Origin of the sequence: Cytobacillus oceanisediminis 2691, assembly GCF_000294775.2 — a bacterium.
GTDB classification, from domain to species: domain Bacteria; phylum Bacillota; class Bacilli; order Bacillales; family Cytobacillaceae; genus Cytobacillus; species Cytobacillus pseudoceanisediminis.
The window spans coordinates 158,054-179,367 of the sequence record NZ_CP015507.1 but is presented as its reverse complement, the minus strand read 5'-3'; the positions used below and the strand labels follow the sequence as shown (position 1 = coordinate 179,367).

Below are 21,314 nucleotides of genomic sequence, written 5' to 3'. Positions count from 1 at the left end.
TAGCAGTGTAAAGAAAAATGAAAAGAGGGATAGTTATCCATGGGGTTACTAATGAGGCATTTAATTATTGGATCGGTAACTATACTTTTAGTATATATTTTCTTAACAAGTAGATCGGAATGGAGTGATATGCACTCTTGGAACCGGGCATTTGCTGATGTAGCGCTCATTTTTCTTTTCATAACCATTATGATTGGGCCTTTGAGCCGGCTAAGTAACCTCTTTGTACGCTTTTTATCTTGGAGAAGAGAGCTTGGGATTTGGTGCTCCATTTTGGCTCTAATGCATGTATATGTACTTTTCCAAGGGTGGTTTTACTGGGAACCAATTAGATTAATAATTGGCGTTAATCAAGAAACAGGCCAGCTTACATTTGATCCCGGCTTTACTCTTGCAAACCTGTTAGGTTCTATAGGTCTTTTATATTTGTTTTTACTAGCTTTGATCTCAAATAAAAAAGCAATAGAATTACTGGGCAAAAGGGGATGGGGCTACCTGCAGCAAAAAAGCGGAACTCTATATATTTTAGTTGTATTACACACGGCATTCTTTCTCTTCTTTTTTAGATTAGGCAGTTACAATTGGGTGCAAAAGCCTTTTCTCGGACTGTTGACAGTTGCTTTCGTGATTCAGTGGATTGGATTTTTTAAAACGGTATTTAAAAGCAAAAAAAGAAGACAGTAGGGCTGTCGTTTTGAATGCGGAATTTTGAGAAAAATACAACTGAGGAAATAAAGATGAAATTATTTTTAATTTTAAACAGTTTGGCTGCAGCAACTCTTATGTTAATTCTCATATTAGGGAAAGAAGAGCTCACAAAACTATTGAATTTGCTAGTTTCAGAGGCTCCTAAAGAAGTTTACAGCGATCTTGGCGAGGTGCATGATTATACAAATAAAATTGTAAAGATAAAAGATCAAGTTCTTCTTGATGCGCCTGTAATTAAGCAGTTTCCCGAACTTCCAAGAGGATGCGAGGTGACAAGCCTTGCAATGCTGCTGCAATACAGTGGCATTGACACTGATAAAATGACTCTTGCAAAAGAAATTAAAAAGAATGCTGTTCCTCTAAAGAAAGAAGGAGGCCATATTTTTTGGGGACATCCAAATGATGGCTTTATTGGGGATATGTATTCATATGATAATCCCGGATTAGGAGTATACCATAAACCAATAAAGGAATTAGCTGAAAAGTATATGCCTGGACAAATTATTGATTTAACAGGAAGAGAGTTTTCCGAGCTTATGATTTTTCTTTCATTGGACACTCCAGTCTGGATTATAACAAATACAACTTATAGGGAATTGCCCAAAACAGCATTTGAAAAATGGAAAACACCTGCTGGAGAAATAGATATTACCTATAAAGAACACTCGGTCCTGATAACTGGATATGATGAAAAAAATATATTTTTTAACGACCCTATAACGGGGATGAAAAATAAGTCTATGAACAAAGAAGACTTTCTTAAAGCCTGGAAGCAAATGGGGAGTCAGGCAGTGACCTTCATTCCTAAAAGAGTTTTAAAATGAATATATTAAACTACGAAAAAATTTTTTAATGTTAGGAGTGTTAATATGAATGGTGTTAATCTTGTAAAATCACTATTAAACAAGAGGCTATGCCTATTTTATTTTGCAGTTTTACTCTTCTGGATAAAAACATATCTAATTTATAAAACCGAATTTAATCTTGGAGTAAATAATGGGATGCAACAGTTTCTACTAGTGCTCAACCCCGTTAGTTCAGCATTATTATTCCTGGGAATTGCTCTATTATTTAAAGGAAGAAAACAGCATTGGATGCTCCTGGCCATCAATTTTGTGCTAACTTTCTTCTTATATGCTAATGTTGCTTATTATCGATTCTTTAACGACTTTATTACAATTCCGGTTCTTTTTCAGACACAAAATTTTGGAAAAGTTGGAGGGAGTGCAGTTGCTCTTTTAGAGCCAACAGATATATTCTATTTCTCTGATACCATTTTGTTGTTTGCCCTTATTCTTTCAAAGAGACTGAAAATGCCTGACAGATTACCGAGAAGATCTTTAGGTAAGTTATATTTAGTGGGGCTATTGATACTTGGAATAAATGTTGGGCTTGCTGAAGCGGATAGGCCACAATTGCTGACTAGAAGTTTTGATAGGAATTACCTTGTAAAGTATCTTGGAGCATTTAACTTTGCCATATATGATATTGTCCAAAACGCTAGGTCTTCTGCCCAAAGAGTTATGGCTGACAGCAGTGATATTACAACAGTTGAAAATTACACATTATCAAAGAATACAGAGAAAAATCCGGATTATTTTGGTGCAGCCAAAGGGATGAATGTCATTTACATTTCGATGGAATCTTTTCAGAACTTTCTTATCGGATATAAGCTTCATGGAGAAGAGGTTACGCCATTCTTAAATTCATTGGCAAAAGATCCGAATACAATCTATTTTCCGAATTTCTTTCATCAAACAGCACAGGGCAAAACGTCTGACGCCGAGTTCCTAATGGAAAATTCTTTGTATCCCCTTCCTCAAGGTTCTGTATTTACGACTAAAGCACAAAATACGTTTCAGGGATTACCGGCTATCTTAAAAGACAAGGGCTACTATTCTGCTGTTTTCCATGGAAACTACAAGTCGTTTTGGAACCGGGAAGAAATGTACAAGTCTTTAGGATACGATATGTTTTATGATGCCACTTATTATAATATGCGAGAGGAAAATGTTATTAACTACGGTCTAGAAGATAAACCGTTTTTTAAAGAAACAATTCCTTATTTACAATCCATTCCTCAGCCGTTTTACACCAAATTAATTACGCTTTCTAATCATTTTCCATATCTGATTGACGAAGAAGATCAGTCGATAGCCCCTGCACAAACTGGTGATGAAACAGTTGATGGTTATTTCCAGACGGCCCGATATTTAGATGAAGCACTAAAGCAGTTTTTTGAAGATCTAAAGATTTCTGGTCTTGATAAAAACACAATGGTTGTAATGTACGGAGATCATTATGGAATTTCTGAAAACCGCAAAAAAGCAATGTCGAATGTTTTAAACAGGGACATAAATAACTTTGAACAAGCTCAACTTCAGAGAGTGCCTCTATTTATATACGCTCCAGGCCTGAAGGGTTTTGTTAATGAAACATATGGGGGAGAAGTTGATGTGCGGCCAACAGTATTAAATTTACTCGGTGTTGACACAACACATCAGGTTGCCTTTGGAACAGACTTATTATCTAAAAATAGAGATGAAATAGTCGCATTTAGAAATGGCGATTACATTACGGATAAAGTGACATCCGTTAAAGGTAAAATTTATGAGAACGATACAGGGCAAATTGTAGAGGATGCGACACCATATCAAAAATACTCAGAGATTGTTAAAAACGAATTAGAGTTATCTGATAAGGTGGTATATGGAGATTTGCTTCGTTTCCACAAACTTAGCGGTATTAAAACTCCAGATAAAACAAAATTGGATTATACAAAAGCCGAGCATTACAATGAAGATTGGACTCAGGAGCAGAAATAGAATTCAGGGGGGGATGCCCCCCCTTTTTTATTCATATTTTCTGCATATTTTAGAAGGTATATTGTCTTTTTAGTTACTTTTTTATAGAATACAAATCGTAACGGTTACTATTTAACATCATAGGAGGAAGCACTTTGTATAAATTAATTTGGCTAATACTGTTTGCCATCGGCATTTTAGTCCTTGGGGGATGCAGTAAAGCAACTCAAGAGGACAAAAACATTCAAACAGATGATGAGAAGATAAAAATTTACACAACAATTTTTCCGCTCAAGGATTTTGTTGAAAAAATTGGAGGGGAGTTAGTACAAGTGGAAAATATTGTTCCTGCAGGATCGGATGCTCATTCCTTTGAACCTACAACTAAAACCATGGTCAAAATAGCAGAGGGGGATGCATTTATCTATTTAGGAACCGGAATAGAAGGGTTTGCCGATGCGGTCATTAATGCCGTGAAAAATGAAGATACAGCCATTGTAAAAGCATCAGAAGGAATTCCTTTAATTGGTGCTTCAGAATCCTCTGAAGATGCACAACATGAAGAGGAAAATAATGAGGAGCATGCTGGTGAAGAAGGAGATGATGTTGATCCTCATGTTTGGCTTGACCCAGGCAGGTCCGTGCAGCTTGCGGGAAATATAAAGAATGCATTAATCAAAATTGATCCTAGCCAGCAAGATTACTTTGAAAAGAACTTCCAGGCTCTCAAAAATAACTTAGAAACAGTAGATTCTAACTTTGAAAGCATGGTCAACGAATCACAAAATAAAACCTTCATCGTCGCCCATTCTGCATACGGTTATTGGGAAGATGCATATGGCTTAAAGCAAATAGGAATTAGCGGCCTTTCTCCTAGTGCTGAACCTTCTCAAAAAAAGCTCGAAGAAATCATTAAGACCGCTGAAAATGCTGAATTAAATTATATCCTATTCGAGCAAAATGTCGAGAATCGGGTTGCTGAGGTGATAAAAAGAGAACTCGGTGCAGAAACTCTGACTCTTCATAATTTAGAATCATTAACAGAAGAAGATATTCAAAATAATGAAGACTATATAAGCTTAATGAATAAAAATATTGAAACCTTAAAACAAGCATTAAATAATAAGTAAAGGATATCAAACCAGCTTTGAATAAAGCCCTTTCTAATTAGTTCCATTTTTGTAATGGATAAAAACATGTATTAATTTGCAGCCTAAATCGCATAGTGATTTAGGCTGCTTTCTCTTTGTTAAGTCAATAATTGTGGAGTCTTAGTAACCAAATAGTAAATAATAATGTAACATTGCAGCTTCTCTTAATTTGGTTTGGGAAACCAAATGTTTTAATAACCCTTTAGGAGGTATATACCCATGTCAAATAATTTAAAGGAGGAAGACAATGACCAACAAAATTTTAAAAATATCAGGATTAGGTTTGGCATCGCTCGGAATCGTTTTTTCAGCTGGGGGAGTTTCTGCAGATGCCCACAATATGGGAGTCAAAATGCAAAACAGTGCACAAGTTAAAGCTGAATCGAACTTTGAGAAAAATCTAGCTAAAATAGACAAAAAAGTGAATGCTATTATCGTTAAGATAAAGGGAATTAGAGCATCCCTTGAAGAACCCCTTTATCTGCTGAAGAGGTAGAGAGATACAAGGAATATAAAGAAGAAATTGACGATCTACTTAATCGTTTAAACGCTACGGAAAAGCATTTAGAGGCCATAACTAAAAATACAGACAAACCAAATGTTTCCTCGGAAGAGATCGAAGGACTGCTTAATGAAGTGCGCCTTAATGCTTTAGAAATCAAAGAAACAATTGAAGTTCATTTTGCTGAGACAATGTCAAGTTCAGGTGACGTTCCTGATAAACTTGAAGAAGCTGAGAATCCAGCTTTTGAAATCGGCAGTCAGGCCATAATTGAAGCAGATCATATGCCAGGCATGAAAGGTGCGCTAGCAACCATTGCAGGAGCATATGAGACTACTGCTTACTCTGTTACGTATTATCCTACGACTGGAGAAGAGCCGGTAAAAGATCATAAATGGGTCATCCATGAGGAAATTGAAAACGCTGGGGAAGAGTCTCTTAAACCTGGTACAGAAGTTACCCTTATTGCAGATCATATGGAAGGTATGGACGGAGCAAAAGCGGTCATTGAATCAGCGGCCGAAACTAATGTCTATATGCTTGACTTTACTACCACAACCGGCGAAAAAGTAGATAATCACAAATGGATCATTGAAAGTGAACTAGCACCAATTGAGTAGAAGTTATTAGATATTTAAAGCATATTAGCAAAGCCAATGTATACAAGCCTTTTCTCTTGTATATATTCGGCTTTTTTAATAGAGATAATAGTGAATTCTTTAAAAAGGATATCTATCGGTTTACAAATAATTCTTTGAGGATCACAAAGTACAGGCAGACTCCTCATCTTTGTAAGGAGATCAACCGTTTTTATAACCCGAAAACCCCCTAATCATTTCCTGCTACAATGGAGACTTCAAATCCATTAAAAATCCATACTTTTTTGAGAAACTAATCTCAAAAAGATAGGTGAGAAGAAATGGATATTTCAAGAAATGAAGTGATCATACAAAGATATGACAGAATTTCTCTTCTCTATGACTGGATGGATAAGATGATTAAGGATGAATGGAGAAATAGTCTATTGGCCAATGTCAGAGGAGACATTCTGGAGGTAGGGATCGGAACAGGAATAAACCTTAAATATTATCCAAAAGATATTAATTCCTTAACTGGCGTAGATTTTAGTGAAGGAATGCTCAACTTAGCAAGGAAGAAGAAAAAAAAATTACAAGTAGATTTTAAAGTGAATTTGATGAATGCTGATATCCAGGTCCTTCCATTCCCTGACAATACTTTCGACTCTATCGTTTCAACCTGTGTGTTTTGCTCTGTTCCTGATCCGGTAAAAGGGTTAAAGGAACTTAAAAGAGTATGTAAGCCTGAAGGAGAGATTTTTATGATTGAGCATATGAGAAGCAGCAACCCTCTTGCAGGAGTGTTAATGGACGCGCTTAATCCATTAACAGTTAGGCTTTGGGGAGCCAATATTAACCGGGATACACTACATAATATAGATCAATCAGGACTAGTTATAGTAGATAATATTCCATTAATGGGTACGGTTGTCCGAAAACTTACTTTAGGGCCAAATAATTAAATACAAGTACTTTGTTGAATGAGGCTATGCAAAATTATGCATTTTTTATGCAGTTTATTTTCTTAAAGTAGGGGGAATCTATTTAATGAATTAGAATATTGGAAAGGATGATCCTATGTATAGCCAAACCTATGAACAATGCATTCAGGCATGTCTTGAATGTATAGAGGCCTGCAATATTTGTTATGATGCATGCCTTCGCGAGGATGATTTGAAAATGATGGTAGACTGTATCCGGATGGATCGTGATTGTGCAGATATTTGTGCTTTTGCTACAAAATCGATGCAATCCAATAGCCCCTTTATAAAACAGATATGTCAATTATGTGCCGAAATTTGTGAAGCATGTGGAAACGAATGCAAGAAACATCAACATGAACATTGTCAAAAATGTGCAGATGCTTGCTTTAAATGCGCAGATGCTTGCCGTCAAATGGTACAATAAGCAATAAACAGGCACCTGAGGTGCCTGTTTTTGTTTGTATGAATTGAAATCAAAATGAAAAGCCCGCTCATCACAGTGAAAAAATACAAACTCTATTAGATCTAAAAGTTCTTCCTAGATTCTATTCTATTATCCTTCTTCTGTTCATATATTCTGAGTAGAAAACAGAATAAATAGAACGGAGGGGTACAAATGAAAGAAAGGAAGAATACATCTATTTTGTTTATACGAGTTCACTGGATTTATTTATCTCTATTTTTCTTGATTTTTAGTATTTCATTTTTTATAAACTTTCTTGATTTAAAAGAAAGATTAAATTCTTCCATAATAACAGCTACTAGTGAAAAAGTGCATACTAATTTCTTTCTAAGGCTAATGTCTACTGAAATAGGTCCGCTAAAATCAAGTATTAAGGAAGAAGAAGAGCCCTCCATTTCCCAAGTTGTATTTCACACCTTTACAAATATTTGGCCAGAAGACATTCGGACTTTTCTTGGCAGAGAAATACCTGGATTCTCTACTTTTAACACCGAAATTGCCATTGCAGGTCTCGGAACAGACCTTACCACGTTGCCTATTGAATCAGCTCCACCGTTGGAGATGCTGTTGAAAGAGAAAGAGCAGGCAGAAAAAGACCAAGATCAACCAAAAGGTACAGAAGAAAAGGGAGCTTCACCAATCCCTAAAACCGGAAAAGATGTTGCGTATATTTATCATTCACACAGCTGGGAGGCCTTTTTGCCTTTACTTCCCGGAAAAAAAACGGCTAATGAAGCTGTAAGTTTAAATGAAAGTAAAAATATTATAGCCGTGGGTAAAAAGCTGAAAGAAGAGTTAATGAAACGAGGGATAGGAGCAAATCATAGTACATCTAATGTTACAGAAGAATTGAAAAAGAAAAATTGGAATTATAATTATTCTTATGCTCTATCAAGAGAAACAGTAAAAGAGGTAATGGCCCAAAACTCTTCCATTAATTATCTTATTGATATTCACAGAGACTCCCAGCCAAAGAAACTAACAACTACTATGATAAACGGTAAGCCATTTGCAAGATTATTTTTTATAGTCGGGAAGGAAAATATAAACTACGAAAGGAACCTTGCATTAGCTAAAGAATTAAACAAAAAACTAGAAGAAAAGTATCCAGGGATTAGCAGAGGTGTATTTATTAAAACAAAAGACGATGGGAACGGAGTTTATAACCAAGACCTTTCCAGCCAGTCCATGCTGCTTGAGTTTGGGGGAGTAGAAAATAACAACACTGAACTTGATCATTCTATTGAAGCGTTTGCGGAGATTTTCAGTGAATATTATTGGGACGCTGAGGAAGTAAGCGGAAATGAAGGATGATTTATATCCTTAACTGCTGATAGGCTGCATTTTTTCATCTACACATTTCTTTTAGAAAGATTGAAGCTGATTTTTGAACATTCAAAGATCGGCTTTTTTAATTATATTACGATATTTTTTTCAACACATAACCCCCCACTCTATTAGTAAAAAATAAAATTCGTTTAAAGACACAGGAGGTTACTTTTCCTTTTTCTATAAATACCTTAAATATTGTGTTTCTTCATAAAATCTTCATAATTAAATGTTATGAATAATGAGTGAACAAAATAGGATTTTCATTTTTTTCAGCAAATGGATTTGGCATTGTCATACAAGAATAGGGGTATTAAAAATGTATGAATTTTTCAGCATAATAAGCAACTTTTTTAGCCAGCCTTTAATTAATATTGGTTTGAGCACTAAAGACATTCCCATAATATCAGCTTTTATATTGGGACTTGTAGGGGCATTGGCACCCTGTCAATTCACCGGGAATTTGGGGGCCATTACATTATATGGAAGCAGGTCTATACAAAAAAATATCGCTTGGAAAGAAGTTTTGTATTTTACGTTGGGTAAAATAGCTGTATTTTCTGGTTTTGGTTTATTAGTTTGGATATTCGGCAGTGAAATTAAGACTTCTTTGACCGTTTATTTTCCTTGGATAAGGAGAATTATTGGACCAATGTTTATTTTGATCGGTTTATTCTTACTGGGGTTCATTAAATTCAGGAAATCAATATCACTAGGGGATTTTTTTAAGAGCTTTCAAAAGGAAGGGAGATTTGGAGCCTTCTTTATGGGAGTTAGTTTTAGCCTTGGTTTTTGTCCTACAATGTTTGTGTTATTCTTTGTCACTCTGATGCCAATGGCACTCTCAGTAAATTATGGGATGATATTGCCTCCAATCTTTGCAATAGGGACTTCTCTTCCTCTAATTATTTCTGTATTTCTGATTTGGTATCTAGAGCTAGGAGGGAAGTTTTTGAAAAAGGGGAGAAGAATAGGGGCTATTGTTCAAAAAATTACAGGTATCATAATGCTTATAATTGGGGTACTTGATACCATTACGTACTGGAGTCTTTAATAGAATTGTCGAGGAAATTTAATGCTTTAATAGTAAATTTTTGTGCATTTTGAGAATGTTGCAGATGAATATACATGTGTGGTTTTATTGGTTGTGTACATAAAAAAGCACAAAAATTATCGAGATGCAGATAAAGAGCAATTCCAAAAATGAATGATATCATAATGTAAAAGTAAATTGAACATTCTAATTTGAAAATGGTAAAAGAAAAGCCATCCCTCTGCAATGCAGAAGGGATGGCCTTTCTCAATTTACTGTAATTGTACCTATCATACCATTTTCTTTATGACCAGGAATAGAACAATAGAATTCAAATACCCCAGACTTAAGAGGTGTAAATGTCAGAGTGGCTTCACTTTTTCCAGATGCATGGAGATGAAAATCAGCCTGCGCAGTGCCATGGTTACCATGTTGATTGTTTTCAGTCTTAATAGCTATTTCCTTTATTTCAATGTCATGATCCGTATTATCAAGATTTTTTAATATAAGAGAAGCTTCCTTATCTTTTTTAAGCGTTATTTCTGAAGGGTCATAGGAAAACTTTGAAGGATGAACAGTTAAAACGATTTCATTAGCATTCAAGTTTTTAGTATTTCCATGCTCACTATGATCCTGCCCAGCCTGTGAAGAGCTAAAGTTAGAGAAGGCTTTGCTTTTATCTAGCTGATTTCCAAAGTAAAGAATGGAAAAAAGAAGGACAAAAGTTAAAACAGGCTTTAAAAACCATTTTTTTTCATCAATAGAGCTCTTTGCTGATAGGATATTATATAGTAATAGTGAACTTGTTGTCAGAGTGAGTAAAATATTTAACATGGTGAAAGCTTGATTCTGGGAAACCATTTCACCAAGCATGGCTCCCATCATTCCCCCCATTAAACCTGACATAAACCCTTCTAATGAAGGAAGGATACCAAATGCTATTCCGCTAGCTGATCCTGCAATAACCCCAATTCCAGCAGAAACCAATGTAGAAGTATACAAATCTCCTTGATAATATGTTCCAAACAAGACTCCGGCTGTTAAACCTATATTCATTCCCATTGCCATTGTGATAACCATTGCTTGCATTTTTGATAATTTGTGTCTGAATTTTATGGATAGAATAATGGCTGCGATAGCCGAAGAAGCTATTGTTGTTAGAACAAATAACTGGTATATTCCCAAAATTATCAACTCCTCTTTATTTGCTACATGATATGTAAACAGTAAACAAGCCATGCCAAAAAATATCCGAATACTAAAAATAAATAATTTTCTAAAAATTCTCTATTTACAAAATGATAATTCAGTATTATTATAGTTTTTAATACCCAATATACGATAGCGGGGTACTGTACTGAACATTAAAAGGAGGTAAGGTAATGTCAAAAGGTAAAAAAATTTTATTTCTTGGTGTTTATGGTATGGAAGTAGTTGAATGCGGTGGAGCATTAGCTAAAAATGTTTTAAATGGGGGAGAGTCATATGCTAGCATTATGCTTTGCAGGGAAACAAGCCAGCCCCAAGTTAGAAATGCTGCAGAGATATTGGGGGTCAAGATTTCTTTCTTGAATTTTGAATATGGGACTGTGGATTTAAGTAAGGAGTCCAAAATTAAGTTGATTAAGTTGATACGTGAAGTTAAGCCAGATATTATTATCACCCAAGATCCAGAGCATTCCTTCCATGATTTAGATCCTGACCGTAGACCAGCTATGACCCTTTTGCTTGAATCTATTGCACTTGCAAGCAGAGATTTCGCATTAGAAGAAACTCCCGGTTTATCCCCACACCCCATTCCGACCATCTACTACATGACACCTCATCACCCAAATACTGTCGTTGATATTTCTCAAGTTTGGGAGAAAAAAGAAAAGGCAATGGACATGCTTGAAAGTCAAATGGAATTTAGCGGTATGCATTTTGATGATATTCTTGATTCCAAAACAGTAGAAATTTTATCACCTGGTTATTCCCAATTAAAAAACCATCAAGAAAAAGGAAGAGCAATGCATAGAGTGTTAGACAAAGCTGTTCATGTTTATCATGGTCTGGCAACTCATGGGCATTTTGCCCTTGCTGAAGCATACAGAAGAGAAGGAAACTTCCACTTACAAGAACTAATCAAATAGATAATCTAGATCACTACTAAATAGGGGGAGTGAAAATGAAAAGATCATTTTTTAGTGTTGGAATAATAATATTGTTACTTCTATCAAGTTTCAACCTTGTTCTAGCCGAAGAGAAAGTGCAATCGTTAAAAGTCGGCATTTCAAAAGATGAGAATGGATTAAACCCTTATACGTATGTTACAGGGTATCCAGGGTTAGATTTGGTCAATTTATTGTACGATACACTGTTTAATTTAGATGAAAATAATAAGCCGGAACCTTGGTTGGTAAAGGATTTTAAAGTTAGCAAAGATGGTCTAACCTATGAGCTGACTCTGCATGATAACGTAAAGTGGCACGATGGTAAACCTCTTACTGCAGATGATGTTAAATTCACAATGGAATATTTCATCAAATATCCGAAATCCAGATTTACGAATCCATTAAAAACAATAAAGTCCATAGAGGTAAGCGGTGAAACTGGTATAACATTAAATTTATCGCAGGCTGACCCCAATTTCATGATTCAGCCTCTTGCAGATTTGCCAATTCTACCACAACATATCTGGTCTGAAGTAAGTACTCCTGATGATGAAACTAATGCACTTGGAAGTGGGCCTTATATACTGGAAGAACACAAATCTGGCCAGTACTACAAAATGAAATCAAACGAAGATTATTTCAAAGGTGCTCCGCCAATAAATGAATTAATATTCCCGATCATTGAAGATACAACTGCAATGTATAATGCCCTTCAGGCAGGCGAGCTGGATGTAATTTCGTCAAGTATATCTCCTGAACTTGTAGAACAATTTAGTTCCAACCCTGCTTTGAAAGTTGTAAGGGGGCCAGGATACAGTACAAGCCTGTTTCAAATTAATGCAGAGAAATACCCTATGACGGAAACCGCATTTCGTCAAGCTATTGATTTTGCCATTGATAAAGAAAATTTGGTAAAAACAGTGCTTCTTGGCTACGCAGAAGTAGGGAGCCCTGGATTTATTCATCCGTCCTCTTCCTATTTTAATTCTGAATTAAAGCCAGTTTTTGATAAGGAAAAAGCCAAACAAATTCTAGAGGAAGCTGGTTTTATTGATAAAGACGGTGATGGATTTAGAGAAGACCAAGAAGGGAAAAAAATTGACTTAACGACTTTGGTTTATTCAGGTAACCCAATTAGAATCAGAACAGCTGAATTAATATCTGAAGCATTAAATGAAGTAGGAATCAAAAATGCTGTAAAAGCAATGGATTCAACTACAGTAGACTCATTAATGTGGCCTGATTTTGATGTCAGCAAAGGCAGAGATTACGACCTTGGTGTCTGGAGCTGGTCCAACACCATGCAGCTATTTCCAGATCGAATGAATGATCTATTTCATTCCGATCCAGCTATTGGGTCTGTCAATATTGGGGGGTACAAGAACCCTGAGTTTGACCAATTGGGGGAAAAACTTAAACAGACATACGATGAAAATGAACGTCTAAGTTTAATTAAGGAAATACAAGCTTTTGTAGCGGAGGATGCTCCTATTATACCTCTTTATTACCAAGAGATTGTTGGTGCGTTTAATCCTGAAAAATATGATCAGTATGTCTTCCAGGTGGGCAAGGGCATTATCAACAAACTATCCTTTGTTTCGACTGAAAAATCAGATTTGCCTGATAATGAGAAAGCTAGTAGCGATACACCTGTTTCAACAGATAGCAAAACAGCAAATATGAGTACAGATAATGATGGGAATAACACTTCATTAATCGTATTTGGATTAATACTTCTTGTGGCTGTCATTGGATTTATTCTATTAAGAAGAAAGAAAAAAAATAAAGGCAATGATGATTTTGATTTTTAATTGAAATAACTTCCCGTAAAAGCAATTTCTTTTACGGGAACTCTTTTTAAAAATATTATTTACATATTTGGAGGTGAAAGTGTTGGGTAAATTTATTACAGGAAAACTTTTACAATATTTCATTGTCATTTTCCTAATGTTGACGCTAAATTTTCTATTACCCCGTCTTATGCCTGGAAATCCATTGGTTTTTTTAGCAGGCGAAGATGTAGGCTTTATGTCCAGTGCTGAAAAAGACGCTATTTTAGACAAGTATGGCCTTAATGATTCAATCCTCGAACAATATGGAACTTATATAAAGAATATTTTCACTGGTGACTTTGGATATTCCTATCAGCAAAAACGGCCTATCTCAGAACTTTTGATGGAGAGGCTCCCATGGACAATGCTACTTACAGGTCTAGGATTGGTACTCTCAACCGTTATCGGAGTCATGTTTGGAGCAATTTCCGCATGGCGCAGGGGCACCAACACAGATGCTAACCTTCTAACAGTCTTTATGTTTTTAAGTGCCATGCCATCTTTTTGGGTTGGCATGATACTTGTATCTATTTTTTCCGCTCAATTAGGATGGCTGCCCGTTTTTGGAGCAGAAAGCGCTTGGTCAAATTATACGGGAATGGACCGGTTTATTGATATCGGTAAGCATCTGATTCTCCCATTAGCCACCCTTATCCTAATTTCTGTTACTAGCACTTTTATGATCATGCGGTATTCAATGCTGAACGTCCTCGGAGAAGACTATATTATGATGGCCAAAGCAAAAGGAGTAAAAGAAAAGGTAATCAAGTATAAACATGCCATGAGAAATGCATTACTTCCTGTGGCTACTGTATTTATGCTTAGCTTAGGATTTACCCTGGGCGGTGCGACTGTTATCGAAACCGTCTTTGCATATCCGGGTGTAGGCCGTCTTATGTTTGAATCGGTATTAAGCAGAGATTACCCGCTTATCCAAGCTACATTCCTGATTATTACTTTCAGTGTAGTCATTGCTAACTTTCTAGCAGATTTAATTTATCCTTTACTTGATCCAAAGGTGGGAAGCCGCAATGGTTAATTCAAGATGGAAGAAATATTGGCAAGTGCTCACATCTAATAATATTGGCTTGTTTGGCTTAATCCTTTTAGTGATTTTTTTGCTAATTGCGATTTTAGCCCCAATCCTTGCTCCATTTGACCCGACAGATCGAGTTGGAGCTCCTTTTACGAAGCCTAATGGCCAATTTTTGCTAGGAACGAATGATGTCGGACAAGATATCTTAAGCGAACTTCTATATGGCACGAGGATTTCATTATTAATTGGTGTCATTGCAGCTTTTATTTCCATTCTTCTTGGCTGCCTAGTCGGTATCGTTTCAGGGTACTATGGCGGCAAAGTAGATGCATTTTTAATGAGATTGGTAGACTTAGTACTTGTTATTCCTTTTCTTCCTTTAATGATATTACTGGCTGCTTTTATTGGTCCTAGTTTTTGGAACATTGTACTGGTTATTAGCCTAATTTCCTGGGCTAGCCCAGCAAGGGTAATAAGATCTCAGGTTCTAACTTTAAAAACAAAAGGGTATGTAGAGGCTGCAAAGTCAATCGGAACAAACATTAAAGTCATCTTAGCCCGACATATTCTGCCGGGGGTTATTCCAATAGCACTCTCCCAATTTGTTTTAGCCGCAAGCCATTCAATTTTAATCGAAGCATCTTTAAGCTTCTTGGGGCTAGGAGATCCATTTACAAAGAGCTGGGGGACCATTTTATATTATGCTCAGGCCAGAGGAGCTTTTTTAACTGATGCGTGGATTTGGTGGGTTCTGCCTCCAGGATTATTAATCACAACATTGGTTATAGGGTTCGCCTTTACAGGATACTCACTTGAAGAGATCCTGAATCCCCGATTAAGAAAGGAGCGTTAATTTATGAACACCGTGTTGTCAGTTGAAAACCTTTCTACTTACTTTAAAACGGATAAAGGGATAGCCAAGGCTGTAGAGAATGTTTCTTTTTCACTCAATAAAGGGGAAATGCTAGGTTTAATAGGTGAGTCCGGATGTGGAAAAACAACAGTTGCTCAATCCATTTTAAGGTTAATAGAGTATCCCGGAAAAGTGGTGTCAGGTCGTGTCCTTTTAAATGGAAAAGATCTCATAAAGGCTTCTGAAAAAGTACTTTCATCCTTGAGATGGAAAGAGATTTCTGTTATTCCCCAAAGTGCAATGAACGCGTTAAATCCTATATTTACTATAGGAGATCAAATAATGGAATCCATTTTACTGCACGAGAATGTAAGCAAACGGGAAGCACTTCAGCGCACTAAGACCCTTCTCGAGTTGGTCGGTATTGATGGGGAGAGGTGGAAGAGCTATCCGCATGAATTCAGCGGAGGAATGAAACAGAGAGTCGCCATTGCTATGGCATTGGCCTGTAATCCAAAATTGGTTATATCTGATGAATCCACAACAGGATTGGATGTTTTAACTCAAGCTCAGGTAATTGCCTTAATCAAAAGCCTTCAAAAGAAAATGGACTTATCCGTCATCCTGATCTCTCATGATTTGCCGATGGTAACAGCTATATGCGATAAAATAGCCATTATGTATGCAGGCAATATCGTAGAATGGGCATCCACGGAAGACCTATTGAAAAACGCCAGACATCCATACTCGCAAGCACTTTTAAACGCTTCGCCTGATTTAGGCAATCCGGAAAAGGAAGTCGTATCTATACCGGGAAGCGTACCAAATTTGGTGAATTTCCCTGATTCCTGCCGTTTTCATACCAGGTGCCCCCATGCTTTTGACAAATGCCGGCAAGAAACTCCGGAATTTAGAGAAATCAAGAACGGACATTACACAGCCTGCTTTTTAGAGGAGGAAGGAAACCATGGATAAAAGCACCCTTTTAAAAGTGAGCAATTTGAAAAAAACCTTTATAAAAAAATCGGGAACTTTTTTAAAAAGAAAAAAAACCGAGGTATATGCAGTTAACAATATCAATTTTGAAGTAAACAAAGGTGAGATATTGGGAATCATTGGTGAAAGCGGTTGCGGCAAAACGTCAACTGCCAGAATGGTTATGCGCCTTATGAAAGAAACCAAAGGAGAAATAACTTTTGAAGGAGTTAATCTTTGTAATCTAAAAGAATCAGAGACAAATAAAATTAGAAAAAAAATGCAGATGATTTTTCAAGACCCTTACGATACGTTAAACCCCGGTATGAAAATTCTTGACATATTAATGGAACCGATTAATGCTCATGAAAAGGGTTTGACTTACGAAGAAAAGTATCAAAAGGTGATTGAGGCCATAGAAGCTATTGAGCTACGACCAGCCCAGGACTTTATCCATCGTTTCCCACATCAATTAAGCGGCGGGCAAAGACAGAGAATTGCCATTGCAAGAGCAATTATTTTAAAACCTTCTTTTATTGCTGCAGATGAACCAACATCCATGCTTGATGTTTCTGTTAGAGCCGGAATACTGAACTTGCTGCTGGATTTAAGAAAGAAAATGGGCCTTACGATGATGTTTATTACCCATGATTTATCTACTGCGAGTTATATGTGTGACCGAATTGCTGTCATGTACCAAGGAAAAATCGTAGAAATAGGACCTACGAAAAAAATTATTCAGCATCCTTCCCATCCGTACACAAAAGCACTTGTGGCTGTAGTAAAAGATTTAAACCATTTTATTAAAAATAGAGAAAAACTGATTCTGGATGGGGAAGTGGATTCCACAAAAGAAGAAAAAGGCTGCCCTTTTGTTGCAAGATGTCCTCATAAAGAAGCAGTTTGTCATACGCAAGTGCCAGAGTTAGAGGATGTAGACAGAGGACATTCAGTTTCTTGCCATTGTCATATTGAATTATTAGAAAAGACTTCATAAAAAAGGGGAAACATATGGATACGCAAAGAAAGAAAGTAAAGATAGCTGTAAACGGAGGTATACATTTTGGGGCAAAACTAACTGCCAAGCAACTACTTGTAATTGCAAAATATATGGATGATCAGGATGAGCTTGAACTGACTACATTTCAGCAGCTCTACATCGATATATTTGATGACAAGAAAGATGAAATTATATCAGAGTTTGAACAGGTAGGGCTTCGATGTTATCCAGTGGGGAAATTTGTTAAAAGCTTACGGACATGCAATTTTTGTAAAGGGGAAGAAGAAGAAGGAATGCCTGTAGCAAAAGAATTGAATGAGCGTATAGCAGGAATTCCTGTCCCTTTCACATTAAAGCCAGCTTATACTGGCTGTCCTGTCGGCTGCGGTGAACCACTAATCAATGACATAGGTATAATGAAGGTGAAAAATCATTATGATTTATATATTGGAGGAAAATCGAAAGGGAAAGATGCAGAAACCGGGTCCCTATTAATGACTAATCTTGAACCTGAAGATTTATATTCATCTGTAGAAAAGATCATTGAATTTTACCAGCAACAGGCCAAGAAAAGAGAGACGTTCCATAAATTTGTAAACAGGCTCGGGCATGAGGCAATATTAGAGGAAATGAATAAATGAAAAAATAATCTACCCTTTAAATTTTTCTTTATAAAAAAATTACCAATTATAACAAAATATTTCATACCTTTCTCTTTACATAGGGTACGGGGGTATGATATATTAAATTTGCAAGGGGGGAAGCTAAGTGATTTCCAAATTAGAAAAAAATGAATTGCCAACCGAAGAAGTAAGCTGCTGCGCAAGCGAGAGTACGAGAAAAAGTCACCATTCTGATAAAGTTAAGAATAATCTTGTCGTTCGATTAAACCGAATTGAAGGTCAAATCCGCGGTATAAAAGGTTTAATTGAAAGGGACACTTATTGTGACGATGTCATTACACAAATTTCAGCTACACAATCTGCGTTAAACAGCGTTGCAAAGATTCTTTTGGAAGGGCATTTAAAAGGATGCGTAGTGGACCGCCTTCAAGAAGGAGATTTAGAAGTTTTAGATGAAGTACTCATTACTGTTCAGAAATTAATGAAAAAATAAAGGAGAGAATGAATGATGGAAAAAGTTACATTGAATGTAGAAGGTATGTCCTGTGGTCATTGTATTAAAGCGATCGAAGGTAGCGTCGGCGAGTTGGCGGGCGTTTCCAATGTTAAAGTTCACCTAGAAAGTGGAAAAGTTGATGTCGAATATAATTCCACGCAAGTTTCTTTAGACAAAATCAAGGAAACTATTGATGATCAAGGATATGATGTAGTTTAAATAAAATGATGGGGTGTGCTAAACGCAGCACCCTCTCTTTTTAAGTTTAATATACCCATGACAGGTATATTAAGCACTGACCTTCAATAATGAATTATTTATCCTCGATCAATTTTAAAAGGAGGAACATAAATATGGCTGAGCAATCAATTGCCAAAACACAAAATGATGCTGCCGGGGAAAATGTTACATTGAGCATAACCGGCATGACATGTGCAGCATGTGCTACCCGTATTGAAAAAAACATTGCTAAGGTTCCAGGTGTGCAAAAAGCTAGTGTTAACCTCGCTACAGAAAAAGCTTCTGTTACGTATGATTCAAAAACAGCTAATGTTAACGATGTCATTGAAAAAATAAAAAAGACTGGTTACGGTGTTCAAGAGGAAAAAGTCCAGCTTGACATCATAGGAATGACATGCGCAGCATGTGCAACCCGTGTAGAAAAAGGATTAAAAAAAGTAGAAGGAATAACAAGTGCTACTGTCAATTTAGCTACTGAAAAAGCAATAATCGAGTTCATTCCTGGAAACACGAATATTGAGCAAATCATCGCCGCTATAAAAAAGGTCGGCTATGATGCAAAGGTAGTTGGAGAGAGAGATGAAGATTATGAGCGCAATGCCAGGGAAAAAGAATATAAAAAGCAAATAAGGAAGTTTACTGTAGGGGCAATTTTATCCGTATTCTTTTTAGTTCAAATGATATCGGATTTTGCTATGGAGTATGGCAATGGAATGTTCTTTCATATGAGTCCTTGGGTACAATTCCTACTTGCTACACCAGTGCAATTCTATGTAGGCGGCCATTATTACCGTGATGCATACAATGCAGTTCGAGGCGGAAGTGCCAACATGGCTGTTTTGGTTGTACTGGGAACTTCAGCAGCCTACTTTTACAGTCTGATTGTTACAATTTTGGGAACTGGTCAATTTTTATATTACGAAGCTGCTGCTATCGTCATGACTTTGATTGTTTTAGGGAAATTGCTTGAAACAAGAGCTAAAGGACAAACATCGGAAGCTATTAAAACGCTGATGGGACTTCAAGCGAAAACCGCAAGAGTCATTAGGGATGGAGAAGAACTTGATATACCCCTGGAAGAGGTTCAAACAGGTGACCTGATTTTTGTTCGTGCTGGAGAAAAGGTTCCTGTTGATGGGGAAATAATTGAAGGAAACACTACCGTTGATGAATCCATGCTAACTGGGGAAAGCATGCCTGTTACAAAAGGGATTGGTGACACAGTCATTGGAGCAACGGTAAACAAACATGGTTCATTTACATTTAAAGCTACCAAAGTTGGCAAGGACACGGCACTGGCACAAATTATTAAACTTGTCGAAGAAGCTCAGGGCTCAAAAGCCCCTATTCAAAAACTCGCAGATAAAATTTCTGGAATTTTTGTACCAATTGTAATCTTAATTGCTTTAGCAACCTTTGCCATCACTTATTTCATCTCAGGATTTACACCTGCACTTGTTAGTACGATCGCTGTCCTGGTTATTGCATGCCCTTGTGCGTTAGGATTGGCAACTCCGACAGCTGTAATGGTTGGGACAGGAAAAGGCGCTGAAAATGGACTTCTTATTAAAGGTGCCGAACACCTCCAAACATCTCAGAGTGTAACTACGGTTGTTTTGGATAAAACAGGCACGATTACAAAAGGTGAACCAGATGTCACCGATATTATAGCTTTTGGAAAATATAAAGAAGATGAATTACTGCAGATAGCTGCATCAGCTGAAAAAGGATCGGAGCATCCTCTTGGGGAAGCAATTGTAAATGGTGCTAAAGAAAGTGGCATTCAGCTTCAGGAAACACAAAACTTTACTGCCATCCCTGGTCACGGAATTCAAGTAAGCATCAAAGATCAGAAGGTGCTGATTGGAAATAAGAAGTTAATGATCAAAAATAATATAGAGATAGGCACTGCTTTAAGCCGCATGGAACAGCTTGAAGGGGAAGGAAAAACCGCTATGCTAATAGCAGTTGATGACAGCCTAGCAGGCATAATCGCTGTCGCGGATACAGTTAAAGAAACATCTGCCAAAGCGATTAAACATCTTAAAAATATGGGAATTGAAGTCATTATGATCACTGGTGATAATAAATTAACGGCCGAAGCCATTGCCAAGCAGGTTGGTGTCGATAGGGTCCTCGCTGAGGTACTTCCTGAAGACAAATCTGCAGAAGTTGAAAAATTGAAGCAGGAAGGAAAAATAGTTGCAATGGTTGGGGATGGGATTAATGATGCCCCAGCACTAGCTGCTGCCCATGTTGGAATTGCCATTGGAACAGGTACAGACGTTGCAATGGAGGCAGCGGATATAACATTAATGCGCGGTGACCTGATGGGAATTGTTGATACAATCAGTCTTTCCAAAACAACAATGAGAAAAATCAAACAAAATCTTTTCTGGGCATTTGCATACAACGTTGTATTGATTCCAGTTGCAGCAATCGGCCTTTTAAATCCGATTCTTGCTGGTGGAGCAATGGCTTTCAGCTCTGTCTCAGTAGTTGGTAACACATTATTTTTACGAAAATGGAAACCTGTACGTTGATATTGTCTGAAC

At 36.8% G+C, this 21,314-nt stretch carries 21 protein-coding genes; 20 read left to right on the top strand and 1 reads right to left on the bottom strand.

What is annotated here, in order from left to right; genetic code table 11:
- The first annotated feature begins 51 nt into the window (after positions 1 to 51).
- The 10 genes from A361_RS28030 (at position 52) to A361_RS27985 (ending at position 9,572) form a co-directional block, all read left to right on the top strand.
- Entirely contained in the window at positions 52 to 684 is a 633-nt protein-coding gene (locus tag A361_RS28030) for a ferric reductase-like transmembrane domain-containing protein (protein ID WP_236888108.1), read from the top strand.
- Between the two features lie 53 nt (positions 685 to 737).
- Positions 738 to 1,532, top strand: coding sequence for a C39 family peptidase (locus tag A361_RS28025; RefSeq protein ID WP_033196533.1), 795 nt, complete (start codon positions 738 to 740; stop codon positions 1,530 to 1,532).
- 45 nt (positions 1,533 to 1,577) lie between these two features.
- Positions 1,578 to 3,533, top strand: coding sequence for an LTA synthase family protein (locus A361_RS28020; RefSeq protein ID WP_019380865.1), 1,956 nt, complete (start codon positions 1,578 to 1,580; stop codon positions 3,531 to 3,533).
- 134 nt (positions 3,534 to 3,667) lie between these two features.
- Positions 3,668 to 4,642, top strand: coding sequence for a metal ABC transporter substrate-binding protein (locus tag A361_RS28015; protein WP_019380866.1), 975 nt, complete (start codon positions 3,668 to 3,670; stop codon positions 4,640 to 4,642).
- A 268-nt stretch (positions 4,643 to 4,910) separates the two neighbouring features.
- Positions 4,911 to 5,159: a hypothetical protein gene (locus tag A361_RS28010; RefSeq protein WP_019380867.1), complete on the top strand. Its 249-nt coding sequence runs from the start codon at positions 4,911 to 4,913 to the stop codon at positions 5,157 to 5,159.
- A gap of 140 nt (positions 5,160 to 5,299) precedes the next feature.
- On the top strand, positions 5,300 to 5,785 hold the full coding sequence (locus tag A361_RS28005) for a YdhK family protein (protein WP_019380868.1): 486 nt from the start codon (positions 5,300 to 5,302) through the stop codon (positions 5,783 to 5,785).
- A 299-nt stretch (positions 5,786 to 6,084) separates the two neighbouring features.
- On the top strand, positions 6,085 to 6,705 hold the full coding sequence (locus A361_RS28000; protein WP_019380869.1) for a class I SAM-dependent methyltransferase: 621 nt from the start codon (positions 6,085 to 6,087) through the stop codon (positions 6,703 to 6,705).
- 115 nt (positions 6,706 to 6,820) lie between these two features.
- A complete protein-coding gene (locus A361_RS27995; protein ID WP_019380870.1) occupies positions 6,821 to 7,150 on the top strand; it encodes a four-helix bundle copper-binding protein in 330 nt (109 codons plus the stop codon).
- Positions 7,151 to 7,342: 192 nt separating this feature from the next.
- On the top strand, positions 7,343 to 8,503 hold the full coding sequence (gene spoIIP, locus A361_RS27990) for a stage II sporulation protein P (RefSeq protein WP_019380871.1): 1,161 nt from the start codon (positions 7,343 to 7,345) through the stop codon (positions 8,501 to 8,503).
- 334 nt (positions 8,504 to 8,837) lie between these two features.
- Complete coding sequence (locus A361_RS27985) at positions 8,838 to 9,572, top strand: sulfite exporter TauE/SafE family protein (protein ID WP_019380872.1); 735 nt, start codon at positions 8,838 to 8,840, stop codon at positions 9,570 to 9,572.
- Positions 9,573 to 9,818: 246 nt separating this feature from the next.
- Here A361_RS27985 and A361_RS27980 read toward each other — a convergent pair whose 3' ends face one another.
- Positions 9,819 to 10,736: a plastocyanin/azurin family copper-binding protein gene (locus A361_RS27980; protein ID WP_019380873.1), complete on the bottom strand. Its 918-nt coding sequence runs from the start codon at positions 10,734 to 10,736 to the stop codon at positions 9,819 to 9,821.
- A gap of 197 nt (positions 10,737 to 10,933) precedes the next feature.
- Here A361_RS27980 and A361_RS27975 point away from each other — a divergent pair, with 197 nt between their 5' ends.
- The 10 genes from A361_RS27975 (at position 10,934) to A361_RS27930 (ending at position 21,302) form a co-directional block, all read left to right on the top strand.
- A complete protein-coding gene (locus A361_RS27975) occupies positions 10,934 to 11,683 on the top strand; it encodes a PIG-L deacetylase family protein (RefSeq protein WP_019380874.1) in 750 nt (249 codons plus the stop codon).
- Between the two features lie 35 nt (positions 11,684 to 11,718).
- On the top strand, positions 11,719 to 13,515 hold the full coding sequence (locus A361_RS27970; protein WP_019380875.1) for an ABC transporter substrate-binding protein: 1,797 nt from the start codon (positions 11,719 to 11,721) through the stop codon (positions 13,513 to 13,515).
- An 82-nt stretch (positions 13,516 to 13,597) separates the two neighbouring features.
- Positions 13,598 to 14,575, top strand: a complete 978-nt coding sequence (locus A361_RS27965) for an ABC transporter permease (protein ID WP_019380876.1) — start codon at positions 13,598 to 13,600, stop codon at positions 14,573 to 14,575.
- Positions 14,568 to 15,425, top strand: a complete 858-nt coding sequence (locus A361_RS27960; protein WP_019380877.1) for an ABC transporter permease — start codon at positions 14,568 to 14,570, stop codon at positions 15,423 to 15,425. Before A361_RS27965 ends, A361_RS27960 begins: the two co-directional genes overlap by 8 nt.
- A 3-nt stretch (positions 15,426 to 15,428) precedes the next feature.
- Positions 15,429 to 16,400, top strand: a complete 972-nt coding sequence (locus A361_RS27955; RefSeq protein WP_019380878.1) for an ABC transporter ATP-binding protein — start codon at positions 15,429 to 15,431, stop codon at positions 16,398 to 16,400.
- The gene (locus A361_RS27950) at positions 16,393 to 17,397 is read left to right on the top strand and encodes an ABC transporter ATP-binding protein (RefSeq protein ID WP_019380879.1); all 1,005 of its coding nucleotides are present in this window, start codon (positions 16,393 to 16,395) and stop codon (positions 17,395 to 17,397) included. Before A361_RS27955 ends, A361_RS27950 begins: the two co-directional genes overlap by 8 nt.
- Positions 17,398 to 17,411: 14 nt before the next feature.
- The gene (locus A361_RS27945; protein ID WP_019380880.1) at positions 17,412 to 18,041 is read left to right on the top strand and encodes a nitrite and sulphite reductase 4Fe-4S domain protein; all 630 of its coding nucleotides are present in this window, start codon (positions 17,412 to 17,414) and stop codon (positions 18,039 to 18,041) included.
- Positions 18,042 to 18,171: 130 nt separating this feature from the next.
- Positions 18,172 to 18,516 carry a metal-sensitive transcriptional regulator gene (locus A361_RS27940; protein WP_372675482.1) on the top strand — a complete coding sequence of 115 codons (345 nt, stop codon included), beginning with the start codon at positions 18,172 to 18,174 and terminating at the stop codon, positions 18,514 to 18,516.
- A 15-nt stretch (positions 18,517 to 18,531) separates the two neighbouring features.
- Complete coding sequence (gene copZ, locus A361_RS27935) at positions 18,532 to 18,738, top strand: copper chaperone CopZ (RefSeq protein WP_026041633.1); 207 nt, start codon at positions 18,532 to 18,534, stop codon at positions 18,736 to 18,738.
- A gap of 134 nt (positions 18,739 to 18,872) precedes the next feature.
- The gene (locus A361_RS27930) at positions 18,873 to 21,302 is read left to right on the top strand and encodes a heavy metal translocating P-type ATPase (RefSeq protein WP_019380883.1); all 2,430 of its coding nucleotides are present in this window, start codon (positions 18,873 to 18,875) and stop codon (positions 21,300 to 21,302) included.
- The last annotated feature ends 12 nt before the right edge of the window (positions 21,303 to 21,314 follow it).

Excerpts from the sequence above, each read along its gene's own strand:
- A361_RS28030 (WP_236888108.1), top strand. The coding sequence starts at position 52 with ATGAGGCATTTAATTATTGGATCGGTAACTATACTTTTAGTATATATT.
- A361_RS28025 (WP_033196533.1), top strand. The coding sequence starts at position 738 with ATGAAATTATTTTTAATTTTAAACAGTTTGGCTGCAGCAACTCTTATG.
- A361_RS28020 (WP_019380865.1), top strand. The coding sequence starts at position 1,578 with ATGAATGGTGTTAATCTTGTAAAATCACTATTAAACAAGAGGCTATGC.
- A361_RS28010 (WP_019380867.1), top strand. The coding sequence starts at position 4,911 with ATGACCAACAAAATTTTAAAAATATCAGGATTAGGTTTGGCATCGCTC.
- A361_RS28000 (WP_019380869.1), top strand. The coding sequence starts at position 6,085 with ATGGATATTTCAAGAAATGAAGTGATCATACAAAGATATGACAGAATT.
- A361_RS27995 (WP_019380870.1), top strand. The coding sequence starts at position 6,821 with ATGTATAGCCAAACCTATGAACAATGCATTCAGGCATGTCTTGAATGT.
- spoIIP (WP_019380871.1), top strand. The coding sequence starts at position 7,343 with ATGAAAGAAAGGAAGAATACATCTATTTTGTTTATACGAGTTCACTGG.
- A361_RS27985 (WP_019380872.1), top strand. The coding sequence starts at position 8,838 with ATGTATGAATTTTTCAGCATAATAAGCAACTTTTTTAGCCAGCCTTTA.
- A361_RS27975 (WP_019380874.1), top strand. The coding sequence starts at position 10,934 with ATGTCAAAAGGTAAAAAAATTTTATTTCTTGGTGTTTATGGTATGGAA.
- A361_RS27970 (WP_019380875.1), top strand. The coding sequence starts at position 11,719 with ATGAAAAGATCATTTTTTAGTGTTGGAATAATAATATTGTTACTTCTA.
- A361_RS27960 (WP_019380877.1), top strand. The coding sequence starts at position 14,568 with ATGGTTAATTCAAGATGGAAGAAATATTGGCAAGTGCTCACATCTAAT.
- A361_RS27955 (WP_019380878.1), top strand. The coding sequence starts at position 15,429 with ATGAACACCGTGTTGTCAGTTGAAAACCTTTCTACTTACTTTAAAACG.
- A361_RS27950 (WP_019380879.1), top strand. The coding sequence starts at position 16,393 with ATGGATAAAAGCACCCTTTTAAAAGTGAGCAATTTGAAAAAAACCTTT.
- A361_RS27945 (WP_019380880.1), top strand. The coding sequence starts at position 17,412 with ATGGATACGCAAAGAAAGAAAGTAAAGATAGCTGTAAACGGAGGTATA.
- copZ (WP_026041633.1), top strand. The coding sequence starts at position 18,532 with ATGGAAAAAGTTACATTGAATGTAGAAGGTATGTCCTGTGGTCATTGT.
- A361_RS27930 (WP_019380883.1), top strand. The coding sequence starts at position 18,873 with ATGGCTGAGCAATCAATTGCCAAAACACAAAATGATGCTGCCGGGGAA.